This window comes from Streptomyces sp. NPDC001750 (assembly GCF_042892615.1).
In the GTDB taxonomy this organism is placed as follows: domain Bacteria; phylum Actinomycetota; class Actinomycetes; order Streptomycetales; family Streptomycetaceae; genus Streptomyces.
On the sequence record NZ_JBIAUE010000002.1, the window covers coordinates 426242 to 438504 of the forward strand.

Sequence of the window (12263 nt, forward strand, 5' to 3'; positions counted from 1 at the left end):
GCGGGGGTGGGTTGTTGTTGTGTTTTGGCGGGGGCCCCCCGCCCACGGGGGGGGGGCGCGCGCCACCCACCCCGGTTCCTACCCCCCGGGGGGGGGCCCCCCGGGGGGGGCCCCCCCCGACACTCCGGAAAGCCACCGGGGAGACAGGTCCGCCCCCTGTCTCCCCGGTTCTCGTGTCTTGGCCGCCGGGTTCCGTGACGGCACGGAGCGTCCCGGCCGATACGGAACGTCCGGCGCGGCCGGGCCGGCCGGACCCACCCGCACCGACCGCACACCGCGTATCGGTCGCATGTGAAGGGGCGCCCCCTCTCGGAGGGGGCGCCCCTTCACGTCCGACAGATCCGAAGCTATGCCACGTTGACCCGCTGGCCGGGCGGAGCCGCCTCCAGCCAGGCGAGAAACCCGGTCAGCGCGTCCTCGCTCATGGCCAGCTCCAGACGGGTCCCGCGGTGGAGACAGCCGAGCACCACGGCATCGGACAGGAGCGCCAGCTCCTCTTCGCCCTCGGGCATCCGGCGGGCGATCACCTCGATCGCGGAACGCTCCAGGATCCGGCGCGGACGGAGCGCGTACGAGAAGACCCGGAACCAGTCGACCTGGTCACCGCTGTACCGGGCGACCCCGTACACCCAGCCCTTGCCCGAGAGGTCGGGCTCCTCCGGTACGTTCCACCGCAGGCTGCAGTCGAAGGTCCCACCGGAGCGCTGGATCAGCCTCCGGCGCAGACCGAAGACGAAGAGTCCCAACAGGACCAGGGCGACGACCACTCCGCCCACCCACAACGCGAGGAACATCTCCACCGACCTCCTCGCGTCGTCGAGTAACGGATACACCAGAACTTCACAGGCATCTGCATCGCCTCAGCCGCGGCACGGTCCGGAGGGGTCTCCAGGCCGTGCCGCGGCTGAGGGTAAAGCTACGTCGTCGCGGTGCGCTAGCGCACCGCCACCGCGCGCAGTCGCACTTCGGCGCGCCGCTCGGCAGCGGCGTCCGTCGCCTCCTTCGCGCGCTCCAGCGCACGCTCGGCGCGCTGGACATCGATCTCGTCCGCCAGCTCCGCGATCTCCGCGAGCAGCGACAGCTTGTCGTCCGCGAACGAGAGGAAACCGCCGTGCACCGCGGCGATCACGGTTCCGCCGTCGCTCGTGCGGATCGTCACCGGGCCCGATTCCAGCACACCCAGAAGCGGCTGGTGACCGGGCATGACGCCGATGTCGCCGGACGTGGTGCGCGCGACGACCAGGGTGGCCTCGCCGGACCAGACACTGCGGTCCGCCGCGACCAGCTCGACGTGCAGCTCAGCAGCCAAGGGTGGCTCCTCGGGTCACCACCCGGCCGCGCCGGCCGGGTGTTGGGTCAATTCTAAGGGGCGTGGTGAGGGGGACGGGACGTGCCCGTCCCCCTCGGTGAGCCGTCGGCTCAGGAAACGCCGAGCTCCTTGGCGTTGGCCTTGAGGTCCTCCAGGCCACCGCACATGAAGAACGCCTGCTCCGGGAAGTGGTCGTACTCGCCGTCGCAGATCGCGTTGAACGCGGCGATCGACTCGTCGAGCGGGACGTCCGAACCGTCCACGCCGGTGAACTGCTTGGCGACGTGGGTGTTCTGCGACAGGAAGCGCTCGACGCGACGGGCACGGTGGACGACCAGCTTGTCCTCCTCGCCCAGCTCGTCGATACCGAGGATCGCGATGATGTCCTGGAGGTCCTTGTACTTCTGGAGGATCCCCTTGACGCGCATGGCGGCGTTGTAGTGGTCCTCGGCGATGTAACGCGGGTCCAGGATCCGGGACGTGGAGTCCAGCGGGTCCACGGCCGGGTAGATGCCCTTCTCGGAGATCGGACGGGAGAGAACCGTCGTCGCGTCGAGGTGGGCGAAGGTGGTGGCCGGGGCCGGGTCGGTCAGGTCGTCCGCGGGGACGTAGATCGCCTGCATCGAGGTGATCGAGTGACCACGCGTCGAGGTGATGCGCTCCTGCAGCAGACCCATCTCGTCGGCCAGGTTCGGCTGGTAACCCACCGCGGACGGCATACGGCCGAGCAGGGTGGACACCTCGGAGCCGGCCTGGGTGTACCGGAAGATGTTGTCGATGAAGAAGAGCACGTCCTGCTTCTGCACATCGCGGAAGTACTCCGCCATGGTCAGACCGGCCAGCGCCACACGAAGACGCGTGCCCGGCGGCTCGTCCATCTGACCGAAGACGAGCGCCGTCTTGTCGATGACGCCGGAGTCGGTCATCTCCTCGATGAGGTCGTTGCCCTCACGGGTACGCTCACCGACGCCCGCGAACACCGACACACCGTCGTGGTTGTTGGCGACGCGGTAGATCATCTCCTGGATCAGAACGGTCTTGCCGACACCGGCACCACCGAACAGACCGATCTTTCCACCCTTGACGTACGGGGTGAGGAGGTCGATGACCTTGACGCCGGTCTCGAACATCTCGGTCTTGGACTCGAGCTGGTCGAAGTTGGGCGCCTTGCGGTGGATCGCCCAGCGCTCGGTGACCTCGGTCTCGGCCTCGGGCTTGTTCAGGATCTCACCGAGGGTGTTGAAGACCTTGCCCTTGGTGATGTCGCCGACCGGGACGGTGATGCCGTCGCGGGTGTCCGTCACCGGGGCCTGGCGGACCAGGCCGTCGGTGGGCTGCATGGAGATGGCACGGACCATGCCGTCACCGAGGTGCTGCGCGACCTCGAGGGTCAGCGTCTTGAGCTTGCCCTCCTCGGCCGGGTCGGCGACCTGGACGGTCAGCGCGTTGTAGATGTCCGGCATCGCGTCGACGGGGAACTCCACGTCGACGACCGGGCCGATGACCCGGGCGACGCGGCCCGTGGCAACGGCCGTCTCAACTGTCGTCGTCATTACTTGTCACTCCCCGCGGTCGCGTCGGCCAGCGCGCTGGCACCACCGACGATCTCGCTGATTTCCTGGGTGATTTCGGCCTGGCGGGCCGCGTTGGCGAGCCGGGAGAGCGTCTTGATCAGCTCTCCGGCGTTGTCGGTCGCCGACTTCATCGCGCGGCGGCGGGCGGCGTGCTCGGAAGCAGCGGCCTGGAGCAGCGCGTTGTAGATGCGGCTCTCGACGTACCGCGGAAGCAGGGCGTCGAGGACGTCCTCCGCCGACGGCTCGAACTCGAAGAGCGGCAGGATCTCGGCCTTGCCGTCCTTCTCCTTCTCGGCACCGAGGCTGAGCGGCAGCATCCGGTCCTCGACCGGGTTCTGCGTCATCATCGACACGAACTCCGTGAAGACGATGTGCAGCTCGTCGACGCCGCCCTCGGCGGTGTCCTTGGTGACCGCCTCGATGAGCGGGGCGGCAGCACGCTTGGCATCCGCATAGGTCGGGCTGTCGGTGAAGCCCGTCCACGAATCCTCGATCTTGCGCTCGCGGAATCCGTAGTAGGCGACACCCTTGCGGCCGATCACGTACGTGACGACCTCCTTGCCCTCACCGCGCAGCCGCTCGGTCAGCCGCTCCGCGGCCTTGATGGCGTTGGAGGAGTAACCGCCTGCCAGACCGCGGTCGCTCGTGATGAGCAGGACCGCGGCCCGCGCCGGGTTCTCGGACTCGGTGGTCAGCGGGTGCTTGGTGGTGGAGCCGGTCGCCACCGCCGTCACCGCGCGGGTGAGCTCGGTGGCGTACGGCGTCGACGCCGCCACCTGACGCTGCGCCTTGACGATGCGCGAGGCGGCGATCATCTCCATCGCCTTGGTGATCTTCTTGGTGGCGGTGACGGAGCGGATGCGGCGCTTGTAAACGCGAAGCTGAGCGCCCATCGATCAGCCCTCGCCCAGGAGCTTGCCGTCCGAGGTCTCGAACTGCTGCTTGAACGCGGCGACGGCGTCGGCGATCGCCTGCAGCGTGTCGTCGGACATCTTGGCGCCCTCGCGGATGCTGGTCAGCAGGTCCTTGCGCTCGCGGCGCAGGTAATCCAGCAGCTCGGTCTCGAAGCGGCGGATGTCCTCGACCGGGACGTCGTCCATCTTGCCGTTGGTGCCGGCCCAGATGGAGACGACCTGCTCCTCGACCGGGAACGGGCTGTACTGCGGCTGCTTCAGCAGCTCGACCATGCGCTTACCGCGCTCCAGCGACGCCTTCGAGGCCGCGTCCAGGTCGGAACCGAAGGCGGCGAACGCCTCCAGCTCGCGGTACTGGGCGAGGTCGACGCGGAGACGGCCGGAGACCTGGCGCATCGCCTTGTGCTGGGCGGAACCACCGACGCGGGAGACGGAGATACCGACGTTCAGGGCCGGACGCTGACCGGCGTTGAACAGGTCGGACTCCAGGAAGCACTGGCCGTCGGTGATGGAGATGACGTTGGTCGGGATGAACGCCGACACGTCGTTCGCCTTGGTCTCGACGATCGGGAGACCCGTCATCGAACCGGCGCCCATGTCGTCGGAGAGCTTCGCGCAACGCTCCAGCAGACGCGAGTGGAGGTAGAAGACGTCGCCCGGGTAGGCCTCGCGGCCCGGCGGACGGCGCAGCAGAAGCGACACGGCGCGGTAGGCGTCGGCCTGCTTCGAGAGGTCGTCGAAGATGATCAGGACGTGCTTGCCCTGGTACATCCAGTGCTGACCGATGGCCGAACCGGTGTACGGCGCGAGGTACTTGAAGCCGGCCGGGTCGGACGCCGGGGCGGCGACGATGGTCGTGTACTCGAGCGCTCCGGCCTCTTCGAGGGCACCGCGCACGGAGGCGATGGTGGAGCCCTTCTGACCGATGGCGACGTAGATGCAGCGGACCTGCTTGTTCACGTCGCCCGAGCGCCAGTTGTCGCGCTGGTTGATGATCGTGTCGACGGCCAGCGCGGTCTTGCCGGTCTGGCGGTCGCCGATGATCAGCTGACGCTGGCCGCGGCCGATCGGCACCATGGCGTCGACGGCCTTGTAGCCGGTCTGCATCGGCTCGTGCACCGACTTGCGGACCATGACGCCAGGGGCCTGCAGTTCGAGGGCGCGGCGGCCGTCGGTCGCGATCTCGCCGAGACCGTCGATCGGGTTGCCGAGGGGGTCGACGACGCGGCCGAGGTAGCCCTCGCCGACGCCGACGGAGAGCACCTCGCCGGTGCGCTGCACCGACTGGCCCTCCTCGATCCCGTCGAACTCGCCGAGGATGATCGCACCGATCTCGCGCTCCTCGAGGTTGAGGGCGAGACCGAGGGTGCCGTCCTCGAACTTCAGCAGCTCGTTCGCCATGGCCGAGGGAAGACCCTCGACCTTCGCGATGCCGTCGCCGGCAACGCTGACCGTACCGACCTCCTCGCGCGAGGCCGCGTCCGGCTTGTACGACTGGACGAAGTTCTCCAGTGCGTCCCGGATCTCCTCCGGCCGGATCGTGAGCTCCGCCATCTGGGTTCCCTGCTCTCCTTGTTGGGCCCGAAGTTTCTTAAGGGGGTCTGGGGGCCGACCCCCAGGAATCTTCTGCAGTTTCTGCACGGCCCAACCGGGCCGCTGGTCTTGCTCTGGTTCTTCTGTTGCGTCGGCTCGTCAGCCGGCCATGCGACGGCTCGCCTCTGCAAGGCGGTCCGCGATGGTGCCGTTGATGATCTCCTCACCGACCCGCACCTCGATCCCGCCGAGGACCTCGGGGTCCACGTCGAGGTTCAGGTGCATGGGCCGACCGTAGATCTTCGTCAGTGCCGCACCGAGACGCTGCTTCTGCCGGTCGCTGAGCGGCACCGCCGAGGTGACCACGGCGACCATGCGGTCCCGACGCTCCGCGGCGAGCTTGGAGAGGGACTCGAGTCCCGCTTCCAGGCTACGTCCCCGCGGCTGGGTGACGAGGCGCGTGATCACGCGCTCGGTGGCCGGCCGGGTCCTGCCGCCGAGCAGGCTGCGCAGCAGCTGGCTCTTGGCGGTGGCGGACGCGGACCGGTCGGTGAGCGCGGCACGCAGCTCCTTGTCGGAGGCGACGATCCGGCCGAACCGGAACAGCTCGTCCTCGACGTCGTCGAGGTCTCCGCCGCGCTGAGCGGCGGTGAGGTCCGCGATGTTCGCCAGTTCCTCGACCGCGTCGACCAGGTCGCGCGACTGCGACCAGCGGGAGCGGACCATGCCGGAGACCAGGTCGACGGTCTCGCCGCCCACCTGACCGCTCAGCAGTCGTCCGACCAGCTCAGCCTTGGCCTCGCCGGCCTGCGACGGGTCGGTGAGGACCCGTCGCAGGGAGACCTCGCGCTGGAGCAGCGCCGTCACGGCGGCCAGCTCGTCGGCGAGCTTCGCCGCGTCGACCGACGTGTTGTCGGTCAGCGCGTCGAGACGCTCACGTGCCGCAGCCAGTGCCTCGCGGCTCGCGCCGTTCATCGGACGGCCTCGGCCTTCGCGTCGGCCTTCGCCTCGAGCTCGTCGAGGAAGCGGTCGACGGTGCCGCTCTGCCGGGCGTGGTCCTCCAGGGACTCCCCGACGAGCTTGCCGGCCAGCTCGACGGCGAGCGTGCCGACGTCCTGGCGCAGCGCCGCGGCCGCGGCCTTGCGGTCGGCCTCGATCTGGGCGTGCCCGGCAGCGATGATCTCCTCACGCTGCCGCTGGCCCTCGGCCCGCATCTCCTGCAGGATCACGGCGCCCTGCTCCTGCGCCTCCTGGCGCATACGAGCGGCTTCGTGGCGGGCCTCGGCGAGCTGAGCCTTGTACTGCTCAAGCACGCTCTGGGCCTCGGTCTGGGCCGCATCGGCCTTTTCGATACCGCCTTCGATGGCCTCGCGGCGCTCTTCCAGAACCTTGTTGATGTTCGGGAGGAGCTTCTTGGCGAGGAGACCGAAGACGATGAGGAAGGCGATGAGGCCGATGACGAGCTCGGGGATCGGCGGGATGAGAGGGTTTTCCATCTCGGCCGCGACCGTAAGCATCTGGCTCACGTCATTGCCTTTCGTCTAGTGGACTGATCGTGGATCCGAAGATCACTGGCCGTAGACGAACGGCATGACCAGACCGATGAGGGCGAGCGCCTCACAGAAGGCGAAGCCGAGGATCTGGTTGGCGCGAATGAGACCGGCCGCCTCGGGCTGACGGGCCAGGGCCTGGGTGCCGTTACCGAAGATGATGCCGACGCCGACGCCGGGACCGATGGCGGCGAGGCCGTAACCGATGGAGCCGAGGGAGCCGGTGACGGCAGCAAGGGTCTGGGACATGCCAGTTCTTCCTTCTCTTTCACGGACCGGTGGGGGTTGGCCACCGGACGACTAAGGGTCGGGTGCGGGGGGCTCAGTGGTGCTCGGCGAGCGCACCCTGGATGAAGGTGCAGGTCAGGAGCACGAAGACGTACGCCTGAAGTGCCTGGATGAAGAGCTCGAAGGCGGTCATCACGATGACCATCACGAAGGAGACGCCCGCGTAGGCGATCCCGATGCCGTTGAGCAGGTACCAGCTGGCGATCGTGAACAGCAGCAGCAGGGTGTGGCCTGCGAACATGTTCGCGAAGAGTCGCACTGCGTGGGTGAAGGGCCGGACCAGCAGGTTCGAGAAGAACTCGATGAGCATGGCCAACGGAAGCACCGGGCCGAGCGACTTGTCGTACCCGGTGAAGTTCTTGAAGGCGCCGACGAAACCGTGACGCTTGAAGGTCAGGCTGACCCACAGGATGTAGACGATCGCCGCCAGCACGATGGGGTAGGCGATGATCGACGTCACCGGGAACTGTGCCACCGGGATGATCGACCAGAGGTTCATCATCCAGACGAAGAAGAACAGCGAGACGATGAGCGGAACGTACTTCTCGCCCTCGCGCTTGCCCAGCGTCTCGTAGACGATGCCGCGACGGATGAAGTCGTAGCCGGCCTCGGCGACCATCTGCAGCTTGCCGGGAACGACCTTGGGCTTGCGGAAGGCGGCCCAGAAGAAGCCGACGACGATGATCGAGCCGAGCAGGGCCAGCAGCATCGGCTTGTTGAAGTACAGGTTGCTGTCCGCGTCGCCCCAGAGGGGCTCGAACAGGAACGAGTGCAAGCCGGGTGCCGGGAAACCACAACCATCGAAGATGTGGCAATCGGTCTCGAAGGCGAGCACCTGTGTCGGGTCAGCACTCACCGCGGGCTCCTTCAGCGTGGCGCATAGGTACGGCAACCTCGTTGTGTCGGCGCGGCGCGCAGCCGCGGTTCGGCACTGGACTGGTGTTACGGATGTGTGAGCGGCAGTCAGGCATTGAGCCTCGCGATCGAGCAGGCGTCAGCTCACATGCCCGCGCCCGCAATGCCGCAGTTGGAACCGGACGATAGCAGGGTCTTGAACCCACGCTTATCCCGCCCCTACCCTTCACGACTTCGACCCGGCGTTCTCGGGCTTCTCGCTCTTGTCGGACTCGGGTTCGACGTAGAGGATCTTGGCCTTCATGTGCGCACGCGCCTGTGCGCCGATCCACACCAGAGTCGCCGCGACCAGGGTGATCGCGAAGGACTTCGGATTGAACACCGTGGTGTTCTTGAATGCGGCGACGAAGATGAACAGCAGGAGAAGCTGAGCCGTGTAAAGCATCAGCCCCATCGCCTGGAAGAGCTGAGGCAGGGACCGGGCGGTCCGCTGCAGGACCACGAGCCCGATCCCCATGAAGAGGATCACCACGAGCGTCCCCACGACCGCACCGAGGGCTCCCTTGCCACCCGCGACAACGCCGCTGATCGCGGCGGCGACGGCGCCGGCGGCAGCGGTGGGTACGGCGGTCTGGAGGAGAGTCCGGGCGTCGTTGGACGGCATGGGGCAGCTCCGCTTGCAGGGGATGGGTCGGTGTGTCGTCACGGACGAGCGTAGGGCCCGGTCCGAGTCGACGACTCGGGCCGTCGGACCGTGGTACTCAAGTCCTTCAACTCCGCCACCGGGCTTAGTGAACGGTATCACAAACTATTTGATGAGGTCTTTACTAAGGCCTGTGCTTGCTGTCACACGTGAGAGTGAAATCGCGCGTGTGAGCGCCACTGGCGCCAAATCATCCTGTAATGAGCAGGTTCACGCCCGCACTCAAAAGCAACATTCCTACCATCAATCGCGGGACGGCTACTTTCAGTCAACCTCAACGTGCCCCGATCCCCATCGGCACCCCGTCGCCGCACCGACGGCCGCCCCGATCTCACGCAGCTGCTTCACTGACGCAAATAAGCCTGGTAGGAGACTCCCGGGGAGAGGACGGTCGGTGCGCCCTGGTGCACACAGGGCCACATTCAGCCGTTCCAAGTCAATGCCTGGTCGACGCCCGCGACTCCTGATGCGGCTGTGGCACGTCGCCCCTCAGCGGGAGCGCTCCTCCATGCGCTGGGGCGAAGGGCACGAACGAGCGCCGAGCGCGGTCGCCCCGTTGACGCCGGACACCCCTGTGGCGACGGTGGCGGGCCGCTCCCGGCCACATCGGTCCGTCTCCCCCATCTGCCCTTCCGAGGGCCGCTGTTGGGCCTTCCCGGCCGCTGTGGCCGCTTCGTGCGACGCCTTCTCCGCGCGACCATGGCGGTGCCGACGGTAGCGGGGCGGCAGGAAGCGCTCCGCCCAGTACGGCGCCCGGGGCGTGAAGCGCGGCATCAGCAGCAGGACGAGGCCCAGCGTGCTCAGTCCCATGATCACCAGCACGATCCACAGGGACGCCGAATGCACGGAATAGCCGACCGCCCCGAAAGCGATCAGCGCCGACCAGAAATACATGATCAGCACGGACCGGCTGTGCGAATGACCGATCTCCAGCAGCCGGTGGTGCAGATGCCCGCGGTCCGCGGCGAACGGCGACTGGCCGTTCCAGGTGCGCCGCACGATCGCCAGCACCAGGTCCGCGGCCGGGATCGCGATAATGGTCAGCGGCAGCAGCAGGGGAATGAAGACCGGCAGCATCGCGTGGGTGGCCTCGCGCTCGCTGCCCGCGAAGAGCGTCATCGTGTCCGGGTCGACCTGACCGGTGACGGAGATCGCCCCGGCCGCCAGCACCAGCCCGATCAGCATCGATCCCGAGTCGCCCATGAAGACCCGGGCCGGGTGCATGTTGTGCGGCAGGAAACCCAGGCACATGCCCATCAGGATCACGGTGAACAGCGTCGCGGGGGCCGCCGCCTCGATCATGTGCCCGTACCAGAGCCGGTACGTGTACAGGAAGAACGCGGCCGAGGCGATGCACACCATGCCCGCCGCGAGCCCGTCCAGGCCGTCGACGAAGTTGACCGCGTTGATGGTGATGACGACCAGGGCGACCGTGAGCAGCGTGCCCTGCCACTGGGTGAGCGCGACCGTGCCGATGCCGGGGATCGGCAGCCACAGGATCGTCAGGCCCTGGAGCACCATCACGGCGGCGGCGATCATCTGGGCGCCCAGCTTGATCAGCGCGTCGATCTCGAACTTGTCGTCCAGGACACCGATCAGCCAGATCAGCGCCGCCCCGGAGAGCAGCGCCCGCGGCTCGTCGGACTGCTGGAAGACCCAGTCGAGGTTGTGGAGATGGGCCGCGACGATCAGGCCCGCGCACAGTCCGCCGAACATGGCGATGCCGCCGAGCCGCGGTGTCGGTTCCCGGTGCACGTCGCGCGCGCGGATCGCGGGCATCGCCCCGGCCGCGATGGCGAACTTGCGCACCGGGCCGGTCAGCAGATAGGTCACCGCAGCCGTGACGCAGAGCGTCAGCAGGTAATCACGCACGGGCTGCCCCACAGATTTCTACGGCCATCTCAGCCCACACCTTAGACGGTCCGGAAGATCCGATTCCTGGTCGAGGACATCTCGGGCTCATGGTCGAGGACACCCCCGGACGGGCCGATGGTTCCTCGTTCCGCCCCCGTCGCCGGGCCCGCCCGGGCCGGACCGGACGCTTCCCGGTCAGGCCGGACCGGCCGGTCCGGAGGGTCCGGGGCCGGGGCCGGCGGCCCGCGTGCCGGACGGGTAGGGCGGGTGCGCGCGGGCCAGCTCCCGGACCTCCGCGCGGACGTCCGCCGCCGCGCCCTCCTCGCGCACCGCCGCCCCGAACAGGGCCGCCAGCCGTGCCATGTCGGCGTCGTCCATGCCCTGGCTGGTCACCGCCGCCGTGCCGAGCCGGATACCGCGGGCATCCCCGTACGGGAGCGCGCAGACGTCCAGGACCAGGCCCCCCGCCGCGAGCCGGTCCCGGGCGAGCCGCCCGTCGACGCCCAGCGGGGCCGGGTCCGCGACGATCAGATGGGTGTCCGTGCCGCCCGTGGTGACCTCGAAGCCCTCGGCCTCCAGACCGGCGGCCAGCACCCGGGCGTGCGCGACCACCCGGCGGGCGTACGCGGCGAACGCCGAAGTGGCCGCCTCCCCGAACGCGACGGCCTTCGCGGCGATCGTGTGCATCTGCGCGCCGCCCTGGGTGAACGGGAACACCGCCCGGTCGACCCGCTCGGCCAGCTCCGCGCCGCACAGGATCATCCCGCCGCGCGGGCCGCGCAGCACCTTGTGCGTGGTCGCGCAGACCACGTCGGCGTACGGCACCGGGCTCGGCGCCGCTCCCCCGGCGATCAGCCCCATCGGGTGCGCGGCGTCGGCGATCAGGTAGGCGCCCACCTCGTCGGCGATGTCCCGGAAGAGTTCGTAGTCCGGGTGTCGGGGGTACGCGATCGAGCCGCTGACGATCGCCTTCGGGCGGTGTGCGCGGGCCAGGGCGCGCACCTGCGCGTAGTCGATCAGGCCGCTCTCGGAGTCCACCCCGTAGCCGACGAACTCGAACCAGCGGCCGGAGAAGTTGGCGGGCGAGCCGTGCGTGAGGTGGCCGCCGTACGGGAGCCCCATCGCGAGCACCGTGTCGCCGGGGCGCAGCAGGGCGGCGTAGGCGGCGAGAACGGCGGAGGAACCGGAGTGGGGCTGGACGTTGGCGTGTTCGGCGCCGAAGAGGGCGGTGGCGCGGTGGCGGGCGACGCGCTCGGCGGCATCGGCGTGCTCGCAGCCGCCGTGGTGGCGGGCGTCGGGGTAGCCCTCGGCGTACTTGTTGGCGAGCGGTGAGCCGAGGGCGGCGAGGACCGCCGGGGAGGTGAAGTTCTCGGCGGCGATCAGCTGCAGGGTGCTGGACTGCCGGTCCAGCTCCGCGAGCAGCACGGCGGCGATCTCCGGGTCCTCCCGGAGCAGGGCGCCGAAGTCCTGCGGCAGGACCGCGTCGGCGGACGTGGGGTGTGCGGCGGGGGTGGTGACCGGCATCGAGGAGCTCCGGGCCTGGAGGGGGTGCGCTGGCGTCAGCTCCAATGTAGGTCCGTCACGGGCCCTCCGCCCGCTGTGCGGCGCCGCCGTGCGCCCGCCCGACCTCCCTGCGCATGTTCTCGCGTGCGGCCGTCGGAGCGGCGACCAGCGGCATCCGGA

The 12263-nt window shown here is 68.8% G+C and carries 12 protein-coding genes; all 12 read right to left on the reverse strand.

Annotated features, from left to right (window positions below; all coding sequences use genetic code 11):
* Nucleotides 1–347 precede the first annotated feature (347 nt).
* The gene (locus ACFYY6_RS05195; RefSeq protein WP_351520213.1) at nucleotides 348–794 is read right to left on the reverse strand and encodes a DUF2550 domain-containing protein; all 447 of its coding nucleotides are present in this window, start codon (nucleotides 792–794) and stop codon (nucleotides 348–350) included.
* Nucleotides 795–934: 140 nt separating this feature from the next.
* Nucleotides 935–1309, reverse strand: coding sequence for a F0F1 ATP synthase subunit epsilon (locus ACFYY6_RS05200; RefSeq protein ID WP_073789163.1), 375 nt, complete (start codon nucleotides 1307–1309; stop codon nucleotides 935–937).
* Between the two features lie 110 nt (nucleotides 1310–1419).
* Nucleotides 1420–2862, reverse strand: a complete 1443-nt coding sequence (gene atpD, locus ACFYY6_RS05205) for a F0F1 ATP synthase subunit beta (protein WP_351520209.1) — start codon at nucleotides 2860–2862, stop codon at nucleotides 1420–1422.
* Nucleotides 2862–3776: a F0F1 ATP synthase subunit gamma gene (locus ACFYY6_RS05210; protein ID WP_351520208.1), complete on the reverse strand. Its 915-nt coding sequence runs from the start codon at nucleotides 3774–3776 to the stop codon at nucleotides 2862–2864. The genes atpD and ACFYY6_RS05210 overlap by 1 nt, the downstream gene beginning before the upstream one ends.
* Before the next feature lie 3 nt (nucleotides 3777–3779).
* Nucleotides 3780–5351 carry a F0F1 ATP synthase subunit alpha gene (gene atpA, locus ACFYY6_RS05215; protein ID WP_351520206.1) on the reverse strand — a complete coding sequence of 524 codons (1572 nt, stop codon included), beginning with the start codon at nucleotides 5349–5351 and terminating at the stop codon, nucleotides 3780–3782.
* A 138-nt stretch (nucleotides 5352–5489) separates the two neighbouring features.
* Entirely contained in the window at nucleotides 5490–6305 is an 816-nt protein-coding gene (locus ACFYY6_RS05220; protein WP_351520205.1) for a F0F1 ATP synthase subunit delta, read from the reverse strand.
* On the reverse strand, nucleotides 6302–6847 hold the full coding sequence (locus ACFYY6_RS05225; protein WP_386609182.1) for a F0F1 ATP synthase subunit B: 546 nt from the start codon (nucleotides 6845–6847) through the stop codon (nucleotides 6302–6304). The genes ACFYY6_RS05220 and ACFYY6_RS05225 overlap by 4 nt, the downstream gene beginning before the upstream one ends.
* A gap of 51 nt (nucleotides 6848–6898) precedes the next feature.
* Entirely contained in the window at nucleotides 6899–7129 is a 231-nt protein-coding gene (gene atpE, locus ACFYY6_RS05230) for an ATP synthase F0 subunit C (protein WP_250967599.1), read from the reverse strand.
* Nucleotides 7130–7202: 73 nt separating this feature from the next.
* Nucleotides 7203–8039, reverse strand: a complete 837-nt coding sequence (gene atpB, locus ACFYY6_RS05235; RefSeq protein WP_351520212.1) for a F0F1 ATP synthase subunit A — start codon at nucleotides 8037–8039, stop codon at nucleotides 7203–7205.
* Between the two features lie 210 nt (nucleotides 8040–8249).
* Nucleotides 8250–8687, reverse strand: a complete 438-nt coding sequence (locus ACFYY6_RS05240) for a hypothetical protein (RefSeq protein ID WP_351520203.1) — start codon at nucleotides 8685–8687, stop codon at nucleotides 8250–8252.
* Nucleotides 8688–9215: 528 nt separating this feature from the next.
* Entirely contained in the window at nucleotides 9216–10610 is a 1395-nt protein-coding gene (locus ACFYY6_RS05245; protein WP_389191729.1) for an MraY family glycosyltransferase, read from the reverse strand.
* A 165-nt stretch (nucleotides 10611–10775) separates the two neighbouring features.
* Entirely contained in the window at nucleotides 10776–12104 is a 1329-nt protein-coding gene (gene glyA, locus ACFYY6_RS05250) for a serine hydroxymethyltransferase (RefSeq protein WP_351520201.1), read from the reverse strand.
* Between the last annotated feature and the right edge of the window lie 159 nt (nucleotides 12105–12263).

What these genes read in the sequence shown, in the direction of transcription:
- ACFYY6_RS05195 (WP_351520213.1), bottom strand. Translation starts at nt 794, where the DNA reads ATGTTCCTCGCGTTGTGGGTGGGCGGAGTGGTCGTCGCCCTGGTCCTG.
- atpD (WP_351520209.1), bottom strand. Translation starts at nt 2,862, where the DNA reads ATGACGACGACAGTTGAGACGGCCGTTGCCACGGGCCGCGTCGCCCGG.
- ACFYY6_RS05210 (WP_351520208.1), bottom strand. Translation starts at nt 3,776, where the DNA reads ATGGGCGCTCAGCTTCGCGTTTACAAGCGCCGCATCCGCTCCGTCACC.
- atpA (WP_351520206.1), bottom strand. Translation starts at nt 5,351, where the DNA reads ATGGCGGAGCTCACGATCCGGCCGGAGGAGATCCGGGACGCACTGGAG.
- ACFYY6_RS05220 (WP_351520205.1), bottom strand. Translation starts at nt 6,305, where the DNA reads ATGAACGGCGCGAGCCGCGAGGCACTGGCTGCGGCACGTGAGCGTCTC.
- ACFYY6_RS05225 (WP_386609182.1), bottom strand. Translation starts at nt 6,847, where the DNA reads ATGCTTACGGTCGCGGCCGAGATGGAAAACCCTCTCATCCCGCCGATC.
- atpE (WP_250967599.1), bottom strand. Translation starts at nt 7,129, where the DNA reads ATGTCCCAGACCCTTGCTGCCGTCACCGGCTCCCTCGGCTCCATCGGT.
- ACFYY6_RS05240 (WP_351520203.1), bottom strand. Translation starts at nt 8,687, where the DNA reads ATGCCGTCCAACGACGCCCGGACTCTCCTCCAGACCGCCGTACCCACC.
- glyA (WP_351520201.1), bottom strand. Translation starts at nt 12,104, where the DNA reads ATGCCGGTCACCACCCCCGCCGCACACCCCACGTCCGCCGACGCGGTC.